Raw genomic sequence first — 20,127 nt, forward strand, 5'->3', positions numbered from 1 at the left:
GCGCGGCTCCCGGAGGTGCCGCGCTGTTGTCGCCAGCTACGCGCGATGACGATTACATGTTGGGATAGTTCGGTCCGCCGCCGCCTTCCGGTGTCACCCACACGATGTTTTGCGTCGGATCCTTGATGTCGCAGGTCTTGCAGTGCACGCAGTTTTGCGCATTGATCTGCAGGCGTTCGGCGCCGTCGTCGTTTTTCACGAACTCGTACACGCCGGCGGGACAGTAACGCGCTTCCGGACCCGCATAGGTGGCCAGGTTGACGTCGACGGGCACGCTGGCGTTCTTCAACGTCAGGTGGATGGGCTGGTCTTCCGCGTGGTTCGTGTTCGAGATGAAGACGGACGACATCTTGTCGAAGGTCAGCTTGCCATCGGGTTTCGGATACACGATCTTTTTCGACTGGGCTGCCGGTTTCAGGCATTCGTGGTCGCCATGCGAGTGGTGCAGGGTCCATGGCGCCTTGCCGCGGAAGATCAACTGGTCGATGCCAGTCATCAGGCTGCCCAGGTACAAACCTTTCGACAGCCATGGCTTGACGTTGCGCGCCACGTGCAGCTCTTCATGCAGCCAGGATTTTTCAAAGGCGACAGGATAGCTCGTCAGTTCGTCGTGCTGGCGCTGTTCGCCGAGCGCGCCAAAGGCCGCGTCCGCCGCCAGCATGCCGCTCTTGATGGCCGCGTGGCTGCCCTTGATGCGGCTCATGTTCAAAAAGCCCGCATCGCAGCCGATCAGCGCGCCGCCGGCAAACACCAGTTTCGGCAACGATTGCAGGCCGCCGGCCGCGATCGCGCGCGCGCCGTAGGAAATACGCTTGCCGCCTTCGAAGAACTTGCGGATTTCCGGATGCGTCTTGTAGCGCTGGAATTCTTCGTACGGCGACAAATACGGGTTTTCGTAGTTCAGGCCCACCACGTAGCCCACCATCACCTGGTTGTTTTCCAGGTGGTACAGGAAGGAGCCGCCATAGGTTTTCGTGTCCAGCGGCCAGCCGCTCGAGTGGATCACCAGGCCCGGTTTGTGCTGGGCCGGGTCGATTTCCCACAATTCCTTGATGCCGATGCCGTACGATTGGGGATCCTTGCCTGCGTTCAAGTCATACTTGGCCATCAATTGCTTGCCCAGGTGGCCGCGCGCGCCTTCGGCGAACAAGGTGTACTTGGCGTGCAATTCCATGCCCAGCTGGAAGTCGGGACCCGGTTCGCCATCGCGCTTGACGCCCATGTTGCCGGTCGCCACACCTTTCACGGAGCCGTCGTCGTTGTAGAGGATTTCCGCGGCAGGGAAGCCGGGGAAAATTTCCACGCCCAGGTTTTCCGCCTGCTGGCCCATCCAGCGCACCACATTGCCCAGGGAGACGATGTAGTTGCCGTGGTTTTCAAAGCAGGCCGGCACGGCGAAGCCCGGCGTTTTATACGCTTTCGTTTCGGTCAGGAACAGGATGCGGTCTTCCGTCACTTCCGTGTTCAGGGGCGCGCCCAGTTCTTTCCAGTTTGGGATCAGTTCGGTCAGCGCTTTCGGATCCATGATGGCGCCCGACAGGATATGCGCGCCCAGTTCGCCGCCTTTTTCCAGCACGCAGACGGACACTTCCTGGCTCTTTTCAGCGGCCAGCTGCTTCAGGCGGATCGCCGCGGCCAAGCCTGCGGGGCCACCGCCGACGATCACCACGTCATACTCCATGGTTTCGCGCGGTCCGTACTGTTCAACTAAGTTATTAGGCTGTGTCATGGTCTCGATTGTCAGTCACTCAATTAGGTAGCAAGGATAGGGAATAAAGCATCATCGGGGAAATTTAAGCACGAGTGTGCTTGTTTTTGACGAGGATTGCAACTTTGGCGCCATTTTGCGTGACATTGCCCCTCGCCGCAATCTAAATCCGGCCATTTTGTGTAATGATGGCGTTTACTTTTGCTCGAGTGCGCTGCGGGGGAATTTGCCCGATTGCCATAGGCACGGCGTAAAGTGTTGTCTAAAATAAAACAGGAGTAGCTCGTGGGCATAGAAGTCAATTTCGAGGGCAAGATTGCCCTGATTACCGGCGCATCGAGCGGCCTCGGCGCGCGCTTTGCAAAAGTGCTGGCCCAGGCCGGCGCACAGGTCGTGCTGGCGTCGCGCCGCACCGAACGCCTGAAGGAATTGCGCGCCGAAATCGAGGCGGACGGCGGCGCCGCGCACGTGGTGTCGCTCGACGTGACCGACTTCGCCAGCATCAAGTCGGCCATCGCGCATGCGGAAACGGAAGCGGGCCCCATCGATATTCTCGTCAACAATTCAGGTGTCTCCACCACGCAACGCCTGGTCGACGTCACGCCCGAAGATTACTCGTTCGTGATGGACACCAATCTGCGCGGTTCGTTCTTCGTCGCCCAGCAAACGGCCAAGCGCATGATCGCGCGCGCCAAGGGCGACCCGAAGAAACAGCACCGCATCATCAATATCGCCTCGATGGCGGGCTTGCAGGTGCTGCCGCAGATCGGCGTGTATTGCATGAGCAAGGCGGGCATGGTGCACATGACGCGCGCCATGGCCGTGGAGTGGGGCAAATACGGCATCAACACGAACGCCATCTGCCCTGGCTACATTTCGACGGAAATCAATGAAGATTACTTTGCCACCGAGCAGGGCAAGAAGCTGATCGAAATGCTGCCCAATAAACGTCCGGGCAAGCCGGAAGACCTTGATGGGCTATTGCTGCTGCTGGCGGGCGAGGATTCGCATTTCATCAATGGAGCGATTATCTCCGCCGATGGCGGAATGAGTACCTTTTGAGATCCAGATGAATAAAATGACAAATAGCGAGGCTGGCAGCAGTGTGGAACATGACAGCTGCATCATCTGTAATTCAAAAACTGATTATTTTTTCTCAAAAAGCTATCCTGTCTATCCAGGCAGTCCTTTTTCTGATGCACTCAAGGTAGATTATTGGAAGTGCGAGCACTGCGGTTTTGTGATCTCGAAGACGCATCAACAAATGTCGCCGCAGATATGGTCTGAGCTCAATAGTAGCTGGCATCATTTTTTTGAGCGAAATATCGAGGAAAGTATTTCGAATCAGCCGCCGTACGCCGATCAAGCCCTTGCACTTACCATGCTGGCAAAAAATGATGTGCTCAGCCTGGAGGATACTCTCGACTATGCTGCGGGCTACGGCACCTTATCGCGTTTTTTGACAAAATATTTCCAGACCAGCATAAAGATTTTTGATCGTTACGTTCGTAGCGACGACCAGGCACTGAACTATGTGACGGAACAAGATATTGGCACATATCGGCTCGTGATTAACAGCGCCATGTTCGAGCATGTGCTCAGCAGGGAAGCGCTTGACGAAGTCAATGCTCTCGTCTCGGAGGACGGTGTATTAATGTTACATACCGTGGTGTGCGAGAATATCCCAAAGAATCCCGATTGGTTTTACATTACGCCCATGGTGCATACAGCGTTCCATACCAACAAGAGCATGTCGCTTTTGATGGAACAATGGGGTTATGCAGCGTCGGTCTATTCCCCGCAAGCCAAAAGCTGGTTTCTGTTCAAGAAGGATTGTGCGCAGTTGCGTAGCCTGGAGGCCAGCGTCGAATGTATAAATCGAGAAATACAAACGACCTACTTTCACTACAAAGCCGGTTTTGTAGACTATTGGAAGGGTTTCTAAGTAATCCACAGGAAATTATTGTGAATTTATGACGAACAGAACCAGATGTGATACAAGGCGCCCGCTGCGACGCAGTGTGAGCACTGCGAGCAGCGGGTAACTCCGCAGAGCGCCGGTTAAGGACGTCACAAATCACAATAATTTATTGTGGGGGTGACTTAGACTACAGGCCTAAGCCCACCAGCTTGTGCACGAGCTCGGACGACGTCGATGCGGCGAACTTGCGCATCAGCTTGGCGCGGTGCATTTCCACCGTGCGGGGGCTGAGGTCGATCTGGCGGGCGATGACCTTGCTCGTCTTGCCTTCCACCAGCAGGGCGGCGATTTCGCGCTCGCGCGGGGTCAGTTCCGCCGTCACGGGACGTTTCTCGCTGACATCCTCGAACGTCCAGATGCCCGGCCCCAGCGGTTCCTGCGGCAGCATGGCGTGGCCCGTGACGTGGCACCAGAACAATTCTCCATTACTGCGGCGCATGATGCGCTCGTCCGAATAGCGTCCCTTGGCGTTCATGATGGGAATGATGCGGTCACCGGTGCGCAGGAATTCGTCATGCGTGGGGTAGAGTACTTCGAAGGACTGGTCGTCCAGCTGGGCGCGCGCATAGCCGAACATGGCCGCCAGCGCTTCGTTGCAGCTACGCATGATGCGGTTTTCCGACATGCACATGCCCACGGGCGCGTGCAGGAAGATGCTTTCATAATCGATGGCTGACGCGGCGTTCATCTGATACGTATCACTCTCACAGGGGGATTGCTGGCACGGCGCCGGTAGTTCTACGGTATTGTACTTTCCACTCGCGTATTTTATGCTGAGTCGCTGCCTGAGTCATGGACTCAAGACCAAAGCTTAACAAAAGATAGAGGGACACCCATGAATAAAGTTTATCCTGACGCCGCCTCGGCGCTGGCCGGTATCGTCCAAGATGGCCAGACCATCGCCGTCGGCGGCTTCGGCCTGTGCGGCATTCCCGAAGCCCTGATCGGCGCCTTGCGCGATTCGGGCGTGACGGGCCTGACCGCCATTTCGAATAACGCGGGCGTGGACGGCTTCGGCCTGGGCCAGTTGCTCACCACGCGCCAGATCAAGAAAATGATCGCCTCCTACGTGGGCGAAAACAAGGAATTCGCGCGCCAGTACCTGGCCGGCGAACTGGAACTGGAATTCACGCCGCAGGGCACCCTGGCCGAAAAACTGCGCGCCGGCGGCGCCGGCATCCCGGCCTTCTTCACCAAGACGGGCGTGGGCACCATCGTTGCCGACGGCAAGGAGCTCCGCGAATTCGACGGTGAGCAATACGTGATGGAACGCAGCCTCGTGGCCGACGTGGCGCTGGTCAAAGCCTACATGGCCGACCGCGCAGGCAATTTGGTTTACCGCAAAACGGCGCGCAATTTCAACCCGAACGTGGCCATGGCCGGCAAGATCACCATCGTCGAAGTGGAAAAACTGGTCGAAGTGGGCGAGATCGACCCGGACCAGGTCCACACGCCGAGCATTTTCGTGCACCGCATCGTGGTCAACGCGAACCCGGAAAAACGCATCGAGCAGCGCACCGTGCGCACTGAAGCATAAAAAAGAATACGGAGATTATTATGGCTTGGACGAGAGATGAGATGGCCGCCCGTGCGGCGAAAGAGCTGCAGGATGGCTTTTATGTGAACCTGGGCATCGGCTTGCCGACCCTGGTCGCCAACTATGTGCCGGACAACATCGAAGTATTCCTGCAGTCGGAAAACGGTTTGCTGGGCATCGGCCCGTTCCCGACCGACGCGGAAGTCGATGCCGACCTGATCAACGCTGGCAAGCAGACGGTGACGGCCTTGCCCGGCGCCGCCTACTTCAGCTCTGCCGATTCGTTCGGCATGATTCGTGGTGGCAAGATCAACCTGGCCATCTTGGGCGCCATGCAAGTGTCGGAAAAGGGCGATCTGGCGAACTGGATGATTCCAGGCAAGATGGTCAAGGGCATGGGCGGCGCGATGGACCTCGTCGCTGGCGTCAAGCGTGTCGTCGTGCTGATGGAGCACGTGGCCACCGCCAAGGATGGCACGACGTCGCACAAGCTGCTGAAACAGTGCGACTTGCCGCTGACGGGCGTGGGCGTGGTCGACGTCATCATCAGCGACCTGGGTGTCATCGACGTGACGGAAAACGGCCTGAAGCTGGTGGAACTGGCGCCGGGCGTGACCAAGGAACAGGTACAGGCTGCCACGGGCGCGGAACTGGACGTCTCCGCCGTGTAAGCCAGGCGGAGCGTCGTATCAAAGCAGGGCGGACAGCGATGTCCGCCTTTTTTTTGCCTGATGCACCTCATCTCTGCGCCATGTCTAATGCGGTCCCTGGAGTTTGCCTATGCTGAAACGATGCAGGGCACACGAAGTCACGACAAGGAGCGGTCATGAAGGCAAACTGGTACGCATCGCCTCTATTGAGGCGCATGGTAGGGAGTGTGTTGACGGCGGGCTTGGCGGCGTTGCTGTCCGCCTGCGCTGCCGCCGGCGGCGAGCACGTCGACCCAGTGGTGACGGAAAAAATGTTTACGGGCGATCCCGCCGTGGCAAAAAACATTTTTGTCTTTCTGGATGGAACGCGCAATGATAGCGCCTCCGGGACCAATGTACGCAGGGTCTTTGATGCGGTGCTCAATGCTGGCGATGCGCAGACCAGCGCCATCTATATCGAAGGTGTGGGCAGCGTCGAAAGTCCCGTGCTGGGGGCCAGTCTCGGCCTTGGCATGGAGCCGCGCATCCTGCGCGGCTATGACTTCATCGCGCAGGCATTTCGCCCCGGTGACAAGCTCTATATTTTGGGCTTCAGCCGTGGCGCCCACCAAGCCCGCGCACTGGCTGGCCTGATCGCCTACGCGGGCGTGCCGGCCAAGTCGGAAGACGATATTCAACAGCGGCTTCGGCGTGATAACGCCATCCTGGAATTGGTCAAGCACAAAAATGATGACGCCTATGTGGATACGTGGAAGGCGTGGCGGCCGGGACAGGAACCGATCGCCGGTAAAGAGCTGCGTGAACGTTTAAAGGTAACCGTGGTGCCGGTGGAAATTCAATTTCTCGGGCTGTGGGATACCGTGCCCGGTTCGCTGTTCAAGGACTTCGGTGCGTGCAAGGAAATGAGTGACGGCAGGGACGGCGACCGCTACAAGTCCGATTCGTATCCGCCGATCCGCCGCATCCTGCACGCTGTGTCGCGCGATGAAAAGCGCAGCCGCTTCCATCCTATCTTGTTGTGTCCGCCTATTAATGCGGACTACACGAGCGTTAGCGAACTCTGGTTTCCCGGATCGCACGCCGATATCGGTGGTGGTTACGCCGATTCACGGGCCTTGTCCGACCTGTCGCTGGCGTGGGTAATGGCGGGCCTGGCGCAGGACTATGCGCTCCCGCCGGTGCAGCTGGCTGGTGATCCGCTGGGCCTGGCACATTGGTCAATCGGCGACCGGCCAGCCAATTTGTTCAGCCATTGCGAGGACAGGATATTGCCCGAGGGCGCCATGCAGGCTCCGGCCCTGCAAGTCAGGACCGTTGCTGGCAGCGCGCCGTTGCGCATGCAGGGTGTGATCGAGCAACGGCCCTATCCTTTGGAATGCTCGCGCTAGCCCAGCCGCTTATGCGGCGCCAGCCTTGCCGCGCAGCCCGTCCAGGCTGTAGGCGCCGGCGCCCGCTGCCGCGAAGTAGAGGAAGGTGAAGCAATACATCACGGCCATTTCGCCGCCGTTCAGGATCGGCAGGAATCCGGCTGGCGCGTGCGCCATGAAATAGGCGGCCGCCATCTGGCCCGACAGGATGAAGGCGACGGGGCGCGTGAAGAGGCCCACCAGCAGCAAGGTGCCGCCGACCAGCTCGATGACGCCGGCCGCGCCCATCACGGAAAACAGTTGCAAGCCATCGAACATGGCCACGTGCGGCGCGCCGAACAGCTTGGCCGTGCCGTGTTGTAGGAAGAGAAAGCCGAGGATGATGCGCAGCACGCCCAGCAGGCGTGGGCTCCAGGTGGCGTAAAAGGCGGGCGAGAGGGACATGCGTGCTCCATTCAAAAGTGAAGATGGTTCGGTGTCAGGCTTGCATTAACGCAATGTCATTATGCGGGAGCTTGACGGCGAACAGGTGACAGTACTGTAATAGTTTTTCATTCATTGATCATCGTGCTAAATATTGATGCATGATTTACTGTGTGTTGATGATGCGAGAAGCGCGCGCACAACGAAAAAGCCCCGCAGATCGCTCTGCGGGGCTTTGCAATGGAGAGTACGGCTTACTTGACGATATTCACGGCTGGCGCGACATACGCTTCTTCGGTCGGGTGGGTGGGGTGGGCCAGCTCGCTATGCAGCTTGTCCATGTCCAGTTCTTTTTCCCATTTCGACACGACGATGGTTGCCACGCCGTTGCCCACAAAATTCGTCAGCGCGCGGCATTCGCTCATGAAGCGGTCGATGCCCAGGATCAGCGCCATGCCGGCCACGGGGATCGTCGGCACCACGGCCAGGGTCGCGGCCAGGGTGATGAAGCCGGCGCCAGTGATGCCGGACGCGCCTTTCGACGTCAGCATCGCCACGCCCAGGATGGTCAGTTCCTGCCAGATGGTCAGTTCCGTGTTGGTCGCTTGCGCCACGAACAGGGCGGCCATGGTCATGTAGATATTGGTACCGTCCAGGTTGAACGAATAGCCGGTCGGCACGACCAGGCCGACGACTGGCTTGGAGCAGCCCAGGCGCTCGAGTTTTTTCATCAGGGCCGGCAGGGCCGATTCCGACGAGCTGGTACCGAGCACGATCAGCAGTTCTTCCTTGATGTACAACAGGAAGCGGCCGATCGAGAAGCCCGTGTACTTGGCGATCAGGCCCAGCACGATGAAGACGAACAGGAAGCAGGTCAGGTAGAACGAACCCATCAGCTTGGCCAGCGGAATCAGCGAAGCCAGGCCGTATTTGCCGATGGTAAAGGCCATCGCGCCGAACGCGCCGATGGGAGCGACTTTCATGATGATGTTGACCATGCCAAAGATGGCATGCGACAGTTCGTCGATCAGCTTGGTGACCGGACGGCCGCGCTCGCCCAGCAGGGACAGCGAAAAGCCGAACAGGATGGCGATCAGCAGCACTTGCAGGATGTCGCCCTTGGCGAAAGCGTCGACGAAGGTTTTCGGGATGATGTTCATCACGAAGTCGATGGTCGACATGCCTTCCGCATGCGTGTATTGCGCGATCGACTTGGCGTCCAGGTGGGCCGGATCGGCGTTGAAGCCGGCGCCCGGTTTGAGGATATTAGCAACCAGCAAGCCGATGGCCAGCGCGAAGGTGGAGACCACTTCAAAGTACAGCAGCGCCTTGCCGCCCACTCGGCCGATTTTCTTGACGTCCTGCATGCCTGCGATGCCGGAGACCACGGTGCAGAAGATCACCGGGGCGATGATCATCTTGATCAGTTTGATAAAGCCGTCGCCCAGCGGTTTCATGTCGACGGCGTTGGAAGGGTAGAACACCCCCAGCAGCACGCCGGCCACGATGGCGAACAGCACCTGTACGTACAGGATTTTATAGAATGGTTTTTTCACGAGTGGTCTCCTCTTGCGGGTTGATGCTGCGATCATCCGCGCATTGCCAGGCCGGCTCAATTGTGGATAACCGCAGATATGCATTTTCGCTATATCGGGTATTGCGCCATGGCGGGCGTGCTGCGACGCAGCATTTCAGGCGCGCGCTTGGAGCATTGCCCGCGCTGCGCTACACTGCCGTAGCGTCGCGCGCAAGGCAACCGGCAAATCGCCGGTTTCTTTATTTTTTACTACCAAATAACGACGCCGGACAAAACCGTAGCTCCGGTGTTATAAGGAATCGCATGATCGAAGCGAGCATCAAATCCGTGCAGTGCATCTCCCCCGCAGGCTTGCATACCATGTCGTACAAGGAGTGGGGCGCTGCCGATAATCCGAACGTGCTCGTCTGCGCCCACGGCGTGACGCGCGTGGCGGACGACTTCGATAACCTGGCGCGCGCCATGGCCAGTGATTACCGCGTGATCTGCCCCGACGTGGTGGGACGCGGGCGCTCGGGCTGGCTGGCCAATCCCCAGTTCTACCGCGTGCCGCAATATGTGAGCGACATGGTGACCCTGCTGGCGCGCGTGCTGGCCAACGGTGAACGCCAGACGGTGGACTGGTTCGGCACGTCGATGGGCGGCTTGATCGGCCTGGGCCTGGCATCGTTGCCGCACAGCCCGATCAGCAAGCTGGTCCTGAACGATATCGGCCCGACCCTGGCGCCCGAAGCCTTGCAGCGCATCGGCGATTACATCGGCCAGGACTTGCGTTTCGAGACCTTCGAGCAGGGCGCCAAGTTCGTGCGCGACGTGTCCGCCAGCTTCGGTCCGCACACGGACGCGGAATGGCATAAACTGGCGGTGGATGTGTTGCGGCAAGATAAGGATGGCCACTGGCGCCGCCACTATGATATGGGACTGGCCATGCCGTTCCGCTCGGCTACGCCGGAATCGGCGGCCAGCGACGAAGCCATGCTGTGGGCCGCGTATGATGCCGTGCGCTGCCCGACTCTGCTGGTGCGCGGCTCGGAATCCGATTTGCTGTCGCACGAAACGGCCACGCGCATGCTCGGTCGGGGTCCGAAGGCGGAACTGGTGGAAATCGCCGGCGTGGGCCATGCGCCCACTTTCGTCCACGACGACCAGATCGCCATCGCCCGCAAGTTTTTGCTGGGCAAGTAACACAAGTAATACGCTGTACAGATTTTGAAACAACCGAAAGAAGAAGCATGGAAATTACACGACTGCACGTAGGCAAACGCCTCTCCGAAGTAGCGATACACAACAACACCATCTACCTGGCTGGCCAGATCGCGGAAGACACCACGCAAGGCATCGTCGGCCAGACGCGCGAAGTGCTGGGCCACGTCGACCGTTTGCTGATGGAAGCGGGCAGCGACAAGACTTGCATCCTGTCGTGCCAGATCTACATCGCCGACATGAAGGATTTCCCCGGCATGAATGAAGTGTGGGACGACTGGGTCGCCTCCGGCCACACGCCGCCGCGCGCCACGGTGGAAGCGAAACTGGCCAATCCGGCATGCCTGGTTGAAATCGTCGTCATCGCTGCAGAACGTTAAGTTTTCAAGTTGTTCAGTCATCAAGTTTAAAGGTAATACATGGTTTCCATCTCGGCCCCGAATAGCGCCACATCGGAACAACTGGTAGAGGGCTTGAGTGCGCCGGACTGCGCGCGCGTGCTGGACGCGCTCGCGTATGCCACCGAAGCATATGGCGACAAGCAGACCTTTGCCGGCCGCTCCGCGCTGGAGTTCGCCATCGGCGTGGCCACCACCCTGGCTTTCCTGCGCAGCGATGCGGAAACGCGCATCGCCGGCCTGATGTTCGAGCTGACCTTGCTGGAACCCGATACGGCGGCCGACATCGAACCGCGCTTCGGCAAGCAGGTGTGCGACCTGGCAACAGGCGTGCGCCAGCTGATCCGCTTGCGCGCGCTGACCCAGGCGCAGCACGGCAGCGCTGGCGGGCGCGGCAAGAATGCGGCGCAGCAAGCCGTGGCCCAGGTGGAAACCCTGCGCAAGATGTTGCTGGCGATGGCTTCCGACATGCGTGTCGTGCTGGTGCGCCTGGCCGCCTGCGTGACGACCTTGCGTTACTTTGCCGACTTGAAGCTGTTCAACGAAATGACGTGTGAGTACGGCAAGGAAACTCTGGATCTGTACGCGCCGCTGGCCAACCGCCTCGGTATCTGGCAGCTGAAGTGGGAACTGGAAGACTTGTCGTTCCGCTTCATCGAACCGGAAGCGTATAAACGCATCGCCAAGATGCTGGAAGAAAAGCGCATGATGCGCGAGGGCTTCGTGTCCTCGGCAATTTTGCGCCTGCAGACGGAACTGGCTTCGGCCGGTATCCAGGCGGAAGTATTTGGCCGCCCGAAACACATTTACAGCATCTGGAACAAGATGCGCGGCAAGGAGCTCGATTTTACGGCCCTGTATGACGTGCGTGCCTTCCGCGTCATCGTTGCCGACGTGAAAACCTGCTACACGGTGCTGGGCGTGGTCCACAATATCTGGACCCCCATCCCGAAAGAATTCGACGATTACATTTCGCGGCCGAAACCCAACGGTTACCAGTCGCTGCACACGGTGGTGACGGCCGAGGATGGCCGTCCGCTGGAAGTGCAAATCCGCACGAATGAAATGCACAGCTTTGCCGAATACGGCGTGGCCGCGCACTGGCGCTACAAGGAAGAGGGCGGCTCGAACTTTGCCGGCCAAAAATACGACGAAAAGATCGCCTGGCTGCGCCAGTTGCTGGCCTGGAAAACGGAAGTGGCCGACGCCGTCGTGGGCCAGGAAGAAATCCAGCGCGAGTGGGTGGAAAAGTTGAAATCCGCCACCCTGGACGACCGCATCTTCGTCATGACGCCGCAAGCGCGCGTGCTGGAGTTGCCTGTGGGCGCCACGCCCGTCGATTTTGCCTACCACCTGCACACGGACGTGGGCCACCGCTGCCGCGGCGCCAAGGTCGACGGCATCATGGTGCCCTTGAATACCCAGCTGAAAAACGGCCAGACCTGCGAAATCATCACGGCCAAGGGCGCGCCGGGCACGGCCGGGCCGTCGCGCGACTGGCTCAGCGCCGGCTACGCCGTCAGCACGCGCACGCGCTCGAAGATCCGCGCCTGGTTCCACGCGATCGACATGCAGGAAACCCTGGCCCACGGCCGCGCGCTGGTGGAGAAATCCCTGCAGCGCGAAGGCAAGACGGCCGTCAACCTTGAGGCGCTGGCGCAAAAGCTGGGCTTTGCGAAAGTCGACGAGCTGTTCCTGTCGGTGGGCAAGGATGAATTCAGCCTGCGCCACGTGGAGCAGGCGCTGCACGACAATGGCGAAGTGGTGGTGCCGGAAGACGCCGTGCTGGTCGGTAAAAGCCGCGCTTCCAGCGTGGAGCAGGGCGCCAAATCCGGCGTGCTGGTGGTGGGCACGGAAGGCTTGATGACCGTGCTGGCCAAGTGCTGCAAGCCGGCACCGCCGGACAGCATCGTCGGTTTCGTCACGCGCGGCAAGGGCGTCTCGATCCACCGCGCCACGTGCAAGAATTTCGAGGAAATGCGCGCCAAGTCGCCCGAGCGCGTGATCTTCACGGAATGGGGCAGCACGGGCGGGCACGACACCGTGTATCCGGTCGACATCTTCATTCTCGCCGGCGACCGCCAGGGCTTGCTGCGCGACATCTCCGAAATCTTCTCGCGCGAAAAGATCAACGTCATCGGCGTCAACACCCAAAGCGCCAAGGGCCAGGCCCGCATGACCTTTACGGCCGAGATCAGCTCGACGGCGCAGCTGTTGAAGGCGCTGAATGTGATCAAGGATGTCAGTGGCGTGCTTGAGGCTCGGCGTAGCTAGTCTTTGCACTCCAAGGACAGATGCTGGGGTCGTACCCTGAGGGTACGACCCCAGTCCTTGCTAGTGGGTCTTGTCACCCGCATGTAACCCCGCCATCGCCGCCGTCTCCGGCTGCAGAGTGATGTGGTCTATCCCATGCTTACTCAGTAACATCTTCTTGATCGCCCGCAATACCTTTGGCCAATGGTCGAGGTGTTCGATTTCCACGTGGCCGATCAGGGCCGGTTGGCCTGGCGACATGTCCCACACATGCAGGTCGTGCACGGCAATCACGCCGTCCACCTGTTCCACGTCCGCACCCACCTGGATGTAGTCGATGTGCACGGGCACGCCTTCCATCAGGAAGTGATAGGACTCCTTCAATACCCCGAACGTGGATTTCAGGATCAGCAGGGACACCAGCACGGACAGCAATGGGTCGATCTGCATCCAGCCCGTGAAGTAAATCACGGCGCCGGCGACGATGGCGGCGACTGAGCCGAGCAAGTCGCCCATCACGTGCACGAGGGCGGCGCGCGTGTTCACACTTTGCTTGTCTTTCGACAAGACCCACGCCACCACCAGGTTGATCGCCAGGCCGATGAAGGCGACGATGAAGACCATGCCGCCTTGCACGGTTTGCGGGGCGGAAAAGCGCAGTACGGCTTCATAGCAGATCCAGCCGACCACGCACAGCATGGCCAGGCCGTTGACGAAGGCGGCCAGCGCCTCGGCGCGGCCAAAGCCGAACGAGTGGCGCGGCGAGGGAGGGCGTCGCGCGATCAGCTGCGCCAGCAGGGCCAGGCCCAGCGCGGCCGCGTCCGTGACCATGTGGCCCGCATCGGAAATCAGGGCCAGCGAATTGGACAGGAAACCGGCGATGACCTCGATGCCGGCAAACGACAGGGTCAGCCCCAGCGCCCACGCGAGGATGCTCTGGCTGCGCCCCTCGAACGAGTGGGTGTGCTTGGCGTCGCCTTTCAGGTGGGCGTGCAAATGGGTGGCGTCGTGTTCGGTGTGCGTCGGCTGCATGGAATGCTTTGTTGAATGAACTTGCCGTCAGTGTAATTGAAAAGCAACAAAATAGTCGGCACGAAAAAAACCTGCAGGCCGCGAGGCACTGCAGGTTTTACCTGGAGCAAATAATTTTACTGTGCCGCCGTCTCGCCAAACTTTCCTTCGCGGAAATCCTGCACGGCCTGGAACACTTCCGCCTGGGTATTCATGACGAACGGGCCATATTGCGCGATCGGCTCGTTCAAGGGCTGGCCGGCGACAAGGATCACGCGTCCGCCTGCGGGCGCCTCGATGCGCACGCCGTCGCTGCCTGGCGTGTTGGCGAAGATGGCCATGCGCAGGGCGGGCACGGCCTTGCCGTCGACCTGCACTTCGCCACGGAACGTGTAGATGAAAGCGTTATGCCCTGGCGGCAGCGGCTGCTCGAAGCTGGCGCCGGCCGGCAAGTCGATATCGAGGTACACCGGTTCCGTCAGCTCGCGCTGCACGGCGCCCGTCACGCCATGGCTCTCGCCGGCGATCACTTGCACGGCGACACCTGCGTCCGTCGTGTAGCGGGGGATTTCACTGCTCGTGAAATCGCGGTACCACGGCGTGCGCATCTTGTCGCGCGCTGGCAGGTTCAGCCACAGCTGAAAACCTTCCATCACGCCTTCCTCCTGCTCCGGCATTTCCGAGTGGATCACGCCGCTGCCGGCCGTCATCCATTGCACGCCGCCCGACGTCAGCAAGCCTTCGTTGCCCGCGCTGTCCTTGTGGCGCATGCGCCCCGTGATCATGTACGAGACCGTTTCAAAGCCGCGGTGCGGATGCTCGGGGAAGCCGGCGATGTAGTCGTTCGGCTTGTCGCTGGCGAAATTGTCGAGCATCAAAAACGGGTCGAGACGGCGCTGCAGCTGCTGCGTCAGCACGCGGTTGATCTTCACGCCGGCGCCATCCATGACGGCCTGGCCGGCGATCACGCGCTCGACGGTGCGTGGCTTGTTGACGGTGGTGATGTCGCTCATTGTGTTCTCCTGTTTGGGGTCAGACCCGCCGGAACTCGGCGTCCCCGTCTGACCCCTTGTTGCGGCAGTCAGCTATTACACCAGGATGGCGTTGATCTCGGCGTCCGCCTGGGCTTGCGCCTTGGCCACGGCTTCCGGACCCATGCCCATGCCTTCCGAATACACGTATTGCACGTCGGTCATGCCCAGGAAACCGAACATGGTGTTCAGATAAGGCACCTGGCTATCGTTGGCGCTGTCGCGGTGCAAGCCGCCGCGGGACAGGCCCACATAGACTTTCTTGCCGCTCAGCAGGCCAACAGGGCCGTTTTCCGTGTACTTGAAGGTGACGTTGGCGCGGGCAATCGCATCGAACCAGCTTTTCAGTTGCACGGTGATGCCGAAGTTGTACATCGGCGCGCCGATGACGATCACGTCAGCTGCTTGCACTTGCGCAATCAGCGCGTCGTCCAGGGCGATGCGGGCCGCTTGCTCCGGCGTGCGCTTGTCGGCTGGCGTGAACAGCGCTTGCAGGGTCGGCTCGTCGAGCACGGGGTGCGGTGCGGCAGCCAGGTCGCGGCGGACGAGGGCGGCGCCAGGGTTGGCCGCTTGTACGCGGGTGACGATGGCGTCAGCCAGGCGGGTCGAGGCGGAACCGGTGCTGCGGGCGCTGGAATTGATTTGCAGGATGTTCATCTTGTTTTCTCCGTTGTGAGGTGTCTTGCGATGGATGAACTATAGCAATTCCAAAAATGATGCGGAAGCCGTTAAAATGGATAACATTAATCCACCAATGGAACAATGAGGTTTTATGGATATCGATCCCGGAGATTTGCTGCTGTTCGCCAGAGTCGTCGAATGCGGCAGTTTCAGTCGTGCCGCCGTGCGCGTGGACTTGCCCAAATCGACCCTGTCGCGGCGCATCTCGCTGCTGGAATCGAAGTTGGGCGAACGATTGCTGCTGCGCACGACGCGCAAGCTGGCGCTGACGGAGTTTGGCGCCAGCCTGCTCGAGCATGCGCGCAAGGTGGTGGAAGAAACGGAGGCGGCCGGCGCCCTGGCGCAGCACCGCCAGGCCGGGCCCAGCGGCTTGCTGCGCATTTCCATGCCGGCCGACTTTGGCGACACCTTGATGCGCCAGGTGCTGGCCGAGTTCGTGCGCCGCTATCCGGCCATTTCGCTGGAGCTGGACTTGTCGGCGCGCCGCGTGGATTTGCTGGAAGAAAATTTCGACCTGGCCATCCGCATGGGCAACTTGCCCGACGACGCCAGCCTGTCCGCGCGCCGCGTGGCCTTCAGCACCCTGGCACTGTATGCCTCGCCGCAATACACGAGCGTGCACGGCTTGCCCGAGCACCCCGACGATCTGTACGGTCATGATTTACTGAGCTTGCCGCGTGCCGTGCATGGCCTCGTGCATTGGACTTTGATCCGCGGCAAGACCACGTGGGAGCGCGATCTGCCCGTGCGCCTGCTGGCCAATTCGCCGGAGTTGCTGGTGCGCATGGCGTGCACGGGCGTGGGCATCGCGGCCAGCACGGACCGCTTTGCCAAGGCCTATGTGGCGACGGGGGAATTGGTGCGCGTGCTGCCGGAGTGGAGTTTTCCGCTGGTCACGGGCTGGGCCGTGTTTCCCGGCCGGCGTTTGATGCCGGCCAAGACGCGCGCGTTTCTCGATCTGATGGAGGAGATGTATCGCACGGACGCACCCGTATAGGCGCGCGTCCGGATGTCTTACTTGGGCAGGTTGCCCATGACTTCGCCCAGCTGCACGGGGCCGGCCGGTTGCCAGCTGGCGTTGAATTGCACGGTGTCTTTCGGGAACAGCATGACGACGGTGGAGCCGAGCAGGAAGCGGCCCAGTTCTTCGCCCTGTTTCAGCACGACATTGTCGTTCGCATAGCTCCAGTCGCGCACCTGGCCCGTGCGGGGCGGGTTGACCACGCCGTGCCAGACGGTGGCCATGCTGCCGACGATGGTGGCGCCGACCAGGGTCATGACGAAGGGGCCGTTGGCCGTGTCGAACACGCAGACGACGCGCTCGTTGCGGGCGAACAGACCGGGAATGCCGCGCGCCGTCGTCGGGTTGACGGAAAACAATTCACCGGGCACATAGATCATGCGCGTCAGACGGCCGTCGCACGGCATGTGGATGCGGTGGTAGTCGCGCGGGCTCAGGTACAGATTGGCGAAACTGCCGTGTTCGAACTGGGCCGCCAGGGCCGCATCGCCGCCGACCAGGGCCGTGGTGCTGAAGTTGTGGCCCTTGGCCTGGAAGATCTGATCCTTGTCGATGATGCCGAACTGGCTGATGCGGCCATCGACGGGGCAGATGTAGTCGGCCTGGGCCAGCGGACGGGCACCGGGGCGCAGCGCGCGTGTGAAAAAGTCGTTGAAGCTCGTGTAGTGCGTGATGTCCGGGTCCAGCGCCTCATCCATGTTGACGTTGTAGCGGCCGACGAACCAGCGGATCAAACGCGTGGTCATGGCGCCGCCTTTGGCGCCGGCGATCCGGCCGGCAAAGTTGGTCAACGCTCCTTTTGGAAGCAGATATTGAGGCAGGACGGCAAGACGGTCAGACACGATGGGAAGCCTTTGACGGGATGATGGGAACAATGGTGAAAACGCATTATAGCGGCGATGTGGCGCGCAATGATATGCGCCGTATGCAAGGGTGCGTATCGCATTCCGCCGCCGAATTTAATTTGCTGTAAGAAATATTTTCAGGAAACTGCGCCGCTCGGAAAAAATTGCAGCACAATACAGCGGCCTGTTTTTTAGCTTTTAGCCATTTTTATTCAGCCAACTTTTTCAGCCAGGTCATGATGCCACGCCGTTGCCTCCGCCTTACCGTTCTTTGTTCCGCCGTTTTACTTGCCTGGAATGCCCAGGCCCAGCAAGCCGAAGCGCCAGCCGACGCTGCTGTCACCGCCGCACCGCTGAAGACTGAAAAGCCCATGCAAACCGTCGAAGTCAAGGGCAGCGGCTATGATCCGCGCCGCGACGATACGGCCAGCAAGATGGTCGTCGGCAGCGAGGAAATTCTCAAGTATGGCGACACGAATGTTACCGACGTGCTCAAGCGCTTGCCCGGCATTACCGTCTCCGGCGCGGCCGGGCGCTCGGGTGGCGAAATCCGCATGCGGGGGCTGGGCAGCGGCTACACGCAGATACTGCTCAATGGCGAGCGGGCGCCGGCCGGGTTCTCGCTCGACACCCTGTCGCCGGACGTGATCGAACGCATCGAGATTCTGCATGCGGCCAGCGCCGAATACAGCACGCAATCGATCGCCGGCACCATCAATGTGGTGCTCAAGAAAGCCGTGAAGACGGCGCAGCGCGAGCTCAAGCTGGGCGTGCAGGGCAGCGACGTGAGCTTCTCGCCCAGCGTCAACGTGCAACTGTCCGACCGCGACGGCAATTTTTCGTATTCGATGGCCGGCTCGCTGTTCCGCTACGACTACCATTACGACAATCCCGGACTGGAACTGGGCTACGCGCCCGATGGCCGGCAAAACCTGTTGCGCCGCACGAATGGCACGGGCGACGGCCGTCCGGAAGGCATCAATCTGTCGCCGCGCCTGAACTGGGTGCTGGCCAACGGCGACAATGTGACGGCGCAATTCTTTTTCAATGGCGGGCGCTCGAATCACCGCAATTTCAGCCGCGCCGAAACGGAGCAGGGCGTGCGCCCCGACTACGACACCAATACCGGCAGCTCGAGCAACCACAACGCCTTCGGCCGCAGCGACCTGACATGGATGCACAAGCTGGCTGGCGGCGCCAGACTGGAACTGAAAATAGGCGCCTCGGCTGCCCGCAATACGTCCGACAGCCTGCAGCAAGGCTTTATCGACGGCAGCGGCCTGTCGCTTGAGCGCAAGGTGGGCGTGAAGGCGACGGAAAACGGCGTCAGTTCGACGGGCAAATATTCGTCGCCTTTGCTGCCCGGCCATGCCTTGTCGATGGGCTGGGATGGCGCCTACACGGAGCGCGACGAAACGCGCCGGCAGCGTGAAGCGGCGCTGGCTGCCTTGGGCGCGCTTCCGCCCATCAACAGCGACGAAGGTTTCGACGCCACCATCAAGCGCCTGGCCCTGTTTGTGCAGGATGACTGGGAAATCACGCCGCGCTGGTCCATGTATGCAGGCGTACGCTGGGAAGGCATCGATACGCGCAGCGCGGGTGATACCTATGACGAAGTGAACCAGCGCACCAGCGTGTGGAGCCCGCTGCTGCAAACCCTGTGGAAGCTGCCCGATACCAAGGGCGACCAGCTACGTCTGGCCCTGACGCGCACCTACAAGGCGCAGCCCACGGCGAGCCTGATACCGCGCCGCAATACCTCGACCAACAATAGCCAGACGGACCCTGACCGCGAAGGCAATCCCTACCTGAAACCGGAGCTGGCGCTGGGCATCGACGCCTCGTATGAGCACTACTGGGCGGAAGGCGCATTGCTCAGCGCGCGCGCCTCGGCCCGCCGTATCGATGGCTATACGCGCCAGGGATTGCTATTCATCAATGACCGCTGGGTATCGACGCCCGTCAACGATGGCCGCGCCAATACTCAGACATTGGAACTGGAAGCGAAGTTCCCGCTGCGTGCCGTGATGGCCGCGCCCGTGCCAGCCATCGACTTGCGCGCCAGTATCAGCCGCAACTGGTCGCAGGTGGACCAGGTGCCGGGACCGAACAACCGGCTCGACCAGCAAACGCCCGTCAGCGGCAACTTCGGTCTCGATTACAAGACGCCGGACGGCGTGCTGACGACGGGGGGCAGCTTCAACTTCCGCAATGGCGGCCCCGTGCGCATCACCGAGCGCCAGAGCGCCTACACCTCGCCGCGGCGCGACGTCGACATATATGCGCTGTGGAAATTCGATGCAAAGAACCAGCTGCGTCTGGCCGTGTCGAACTTGCTGGCGCAAGACTTCGAAAGCACCACCACGTATGCGGACGCCAGCGGCACGATAGCGCGCAACAGCATTTCGCCGAGTTCGCCGCAGGCGCGCGCGACCCTGGAAATGAAGTTCTGAGCGCGCTGTTTCTATACTGAAAACCCCG

18 protein-coding genes are annotated in these 20,127 nt (G+C 60.6%); 10 read left to right on the plus strand and 8 right to left on the minus strand.

From position 1 onward, the window contains the following. Positions 1–52 precede the first annotated feature (52 nt). The gene (locus MRBLMS1_RS13780; protein WP_175444538.1) at positions 53–1,729 is read right to left on the minus strand and encodes an electron transfer flavoprotein-ubiquinone oxidoreductase; all 1,677 of its coding nucleotides are present in this window, start codon (positions 1,727–1,729) and stop codon (positions 53–55) included. Positions 1,730–1,993: 264 nt separating this feature from the next. Between MRBLMS1_RS13780 and MRBLMS1_RS13785 the strand changes: the two genes are divergently transcribed. Both MRBLMS1_RS13785 and MRBLMS1_RS13790 read left to right on the plus strand, forming a co-directional pair. Then, positions 1,994–2,770 (plus strand): SDR family oxidoreductase, encoded by a 777-nt coding sequence (locus tag MRBLMS1_RS13785; protein WP_034752351.1) that lies wholly within the window; start codon positions 1,994–1,996, stop codon positions 2,768–2,770. Between the two features lie 7 nt (positions 2,771–2,777). Beyond that, a complete protein-coding gene (locus MRBLMS1_RS13790) occupies positions 2,778–3,653 on the plus strand; it encodes a class I SAM-dependent methyltransferase (RefSeq protein WP_485879744.1) in 876 nt (291 codons plus the stop codon). 163 nt (positions 3,654–3,816) lie between these two features. Here MRBLMS1_RS13790 and MRBLMS1_RS13795 read toward each other — a convergent pair whose 3' ends face one another. Continuing rightward, the gene (locus tag MRBLMS1_RS13795; protein ID WP_485879746.1) at positions 3,817–4,377 is read right to left on the minus strand and encodes a LuxR C-terminal-related transcriptional regulator; all 561 of its coding nucleotides are present in this window, start codon (positions 4,375–4,377) and stop codon (positions 3,817–3,819) included. Between the two features lie 147 nt (positions 4,378–4,524). On the opposite strand from MRBLMS1_RS13795, the gene MRBLMS1_RS13800 reads away from it, so the two are divergent. From MRBLMS1_RS13800 to MRBLMS1_RS13810, 3 genes are all read left to right on the plus strand, one after another. Further along, positions 4,525–5,226, plus strand: a complete 702-nt coding sequence (locus MRBLMS1_RS13800; protein ID WP_070303098.1) for a CoA transferase subunit A — start codon at positions 4,525–4,527, stop codon at positions 5,224–5,226. Between the two features lie 20 nt (positions 5,227–5,246). Continuing rightward, positions 5,247–5,897: a CoA transferase subunit B gene (locus MRBLMS1_RS13805; RefSeq protein WP_072454554.1), complete on the plus strand. Its 651-nt coding sequence runs from the start codon at positions 5,247–5,249 to the stop codon at positions 5,895–5,897. A 155-nt stretch (positions 5,898–6,052) separates the two neighbouring features. Continuing rightward, positions 6,053–7,264: a phospholipase effector Tle1 domain-containing protein gene (locus MRBLMS1_RS13810; RefSeq protein WP_485879748.1), complete on the plus strand. Its 1,212-nt coding sequence runs from the start codon at positions 6,053–6,055 to the stop codon at positions 7,262–7,264. Positions 7,265–7,273: 9 nt separating this feature from the next. Here MRBLMS1_RS13810 and MRBLMS1_RS13815 read toward each other — a convergent pair whose 3' ends face one another. Continuing rightward, positions 7,274–7,687 carry a DoxX family protein gene (locus tag MRBLMS1_RS13815; RefSeq protein WP_485879750.1) on the minus strand — a complete coding sequence of 138 codons (414 nt, stop codon included), beginning with the start codon at positions 7,685–7,687 and terminating at the stop codon, positions 7,274–7,276. Between the two features lie 233 nt (positions 7,688–7,920). Next, on the minus strand, positions 7,921–9,258 hold the full coding sequence (locus tag MRBLMS1_RS13820) for a dicarboxylate/amino acid:cation symporter (protein ID WP_252866964.1): 1,338 nt from the start codon (positions 9,256–9,258) through the stop codon (positions 7,921–7,923). Positions 9,259–9,506: 248 nt separating this feature from the next. Between MRBLMS1_RS13820 and MRBLMS1_RS13825 the strand changes: the two genes are divergently transcribed. From MRBLMS1_RS13825 to MRBLMS1_RS13835, 3 genes are read left to right on the plus strand one after another with little or no spacing between them, the layout of a single operon-like run. Then, positions 9,507–10,388, plus strand: coding sequence for an alpha/beta fold hydrolase (locus MRBLMS1_RS13825; protein WP_219328396.1), 882 nt, complete (start codon positions 9,507–9,509; stop codon positions 10,386–10,388). A gap of 47 nt (positions 10,389–10,435) precedes the next feature. Then, the gene (locus MRBLMS1_RS13830; protein ID WP_034752339.1) at positions 10,436–10,786 is read left to right on the plus strand and encodes a RidA family protein; all 351 of its coding nucleotides are present in this window, start codon (positions 10,436–10,438) and stop codon (positions 10,784–10,786) included. Between the two features lie 39 nt (positions 10,787–10,825). After that, a complete protein-coding gene (locus tag MRBLMS1_RS13835; protein WP_034752338.1) occupies positions 10,826–13,078 on the plus strand; it encodes a RelA/SpoT family protein in 2,253 nt (750 codons plus the stop codon). A 60-nt stretch (positions 13,079–13,138) separates the two neighbouring features. Here the strand turns inward: MRBLMS1_RS13835 and MRBLMS1_RS13840 are convergent, their stop codons facing one another. From MRBLMS1_RS13840 to MRBLMS1_RS13850, 3 genes are all read right to left on the minus strand, one after another. Then, positions 13,139–14,089, minus strand: a complete 951-nt coding sequence (locus tag MRBLMS1_RS13840) for a cation diffusion facilitator family transporter (RefSeq protein WP_485879753.1) — start codon at positions 14,087–14,089, stop codon at positions 13,139–13,141. Positions 14,090–14,205: 116 nt separating this feature from the next. Further along, on the minus strand, positions 14,206–15,081 hold the full coding sequence (locus tag MRBLMS1_RS13845) for a pirin family protein (protein WP_485879755.1): 876 nt from the start codon (positions 15,079–15,081) through the stop codon (positions 14,206–14,208). Positions 15,082–15,156: 75 nt separating this feature from the next. Next, positions 15,157–15,756, minus strand: a complete 600-nt coding sequence (locus MRBLMS1_RS13850; protein ID WP_139092782.1) for an FMN-dependent NADH-azoreductase — start codon at positions 15,754–15,756, stop codon at positions 15,157–15,159. Between the two features lie 115 nt (positions 15,757–15,871). Here MRBLMS1_RS13850 and MRBLMS1_RS13855 point away from each other — a divergent pair, with 115 nt between their 5' ends. Further along, positions 15,872–16,777: a LysR family transcriptional regulator gene (locus MRBLMS1_RS13855; protein WP_485879757.1), complete on the plus strand. Its 906-nt coding sequence runs from the start codon at positions 15,872–15,874 to the stop codon at positions 16,775–16,777. A gap of 17 nt (positions 16,778–16,794) precedes the next feature. Here the strand turns inward: MRBLMS1_RS13855 and asd are convergent, their stop codons facing one another. Then, entirely contained in the window at positions 16,795–17,643 is an 849-nt protein-coding gene (gene asd, locus MRBLMS1_RS13860) for an archaetidylserine decarboxylase (RefSeq protein WP_128139596.1), read from the minus strand. Positions 17,644–18,017: 374 nt separating this feature from the next. Here asd and MRBLMS1_RS13865 point away from each other — a divergent pair, with 374 nt between their 5' ends. Next, a complete protein-coding gene (locus MRBLMS1_RS13865; RefSeq protein WP_485879759.1) occupies positions 18,018–20,099 on the plus strand; it encodes a TonB-dependent receptor plug domain-containing protein in 2,082 nt (693 codons plus the stop codon). Positions 20,100–20,127: the final 28 nt, after the last annotated feature.

The organism is Massilia sp. LMS1-1-1.1, from assembly GCF_040815535.1.
Classification (GTDB): domain Bacteria; phylum Pseudomonadota; class Gammaproteobacteria; order Burkholderiales; family Burkholderiaceae_D; genus Janthinobacterium; species Janthinobacterium aestuarii.

Coding starts and splice junctions, on each gene's coding strand:
- MRBLMS1_RS13815 (WP_485879750.1), bottom strand. CDS start 7,687: ATGTCCCTCTCGCCCGCCTTTTACGCCACCTGGAGCCCACGCCTGCTG.
- MRBLMS1_RS13800 (WP_070303098.1), top strand. CDS start 4,525: ATGAATAAAGTTTATCCTGACGCCGCCTCGGCGCTGGCCGGTATCGTC.
- MRBLMS1_RS13795 (WP_485879746.1), bottom strand. CDS start 4,377: ATGAACGCCGCGTCAGCCATCGATTATGAAAGCATCTTCCTGCACGCG.
- MRBLMS1_RS13825 (WP_219328396.1), top strand. CDS start 9,507: ATGATCGAAGCGAGCATCAAATCCGTGCAGTGCATCTCCCCCGCAGGC.
- MRBLMS1_RS13820 (WP_252866964.1), bottom strand. CDS start 9,258: ATGATCGCAGCATCAACCCGCAAGAGGAGACCACTCGTGAAAAAACCA.
- MRBLMS1_RS13855 (WP_485879757.1), top strand. CDS start 15,872: ATGGATATCGATCCCGGAGATTTGCTGCTGTTCGCCAGAGTCGTCGAA.
- MRBLMS1_RS13810 (WP_485879748.1), top strand. CDS start 6,053: ATGAAGGCAAACTGGTACGCATCGCCTCTATTGAGGCGCATGGTAGGG.
- MRBLMS1_RS13865 (WP_485879759.1), top strand. CDS start 18,018: ATGCAAACCGTCGAAGTCAAGGGCAGCGGCTATGATCCGCGCCGCGAC.
- MRBLMS1_RS13830 (WP_034752339.1), top strand. CDS start 10,436: ATGGAAATTACACGACTGCACGTAGGCAAACGCCTCTCCGAAGTAGCG.
- MRBLMS1_RS13850 (WP_139092782.1), bottom strand. CDS start 15,756: ATGAACATCCTGCAAATCAATTCCAGCGCCCGCAGCACCGGTTCCGCC.
- MRBLMS1_RS13845 (WP_485879755.1), bottom strand. CDS start 15,081: ATGAGCGACATCACCACCGTCAACAAGCCACGCACCGTCGAGCGCGTG.
- MRBLMS1_RS13790 (WP_485879744.1), top strand. CDS start 2,778: ATGAATAAAATGACAAATAGCGAGGCTGGCAGCAGTGTGGAACATGAC.
- MRBLMS1_RS13805 (WP_072454554.1), top strand. CDS start 5,247: ATGGCTTGGACGAGAGATGAGATGGCCGCCCGTGCGGCGAAAGAGCTG.
- MRBLMS1_RS13780 (WP_175444538.1), bottom strand. CDS start 1,729: ATGACACAGCCTAATAACTTAGTTGAACAGTACGGACCGCGCGAAACC.
- MRBLMS1_RS13835 (WP_034752338.1), top strand. CDS start 10,826: ATGGTTTCCATCTCGGCCCCGAATAGCGCCACATCGGAACAACTGGTA.
- MRBLMS1_RS13840 (WP_485879753.1), bottom strand. CDS start 14,089: ATGCAGCCGACGCACACCGAACACGACGCCACCCATTTGCACGCCCAC.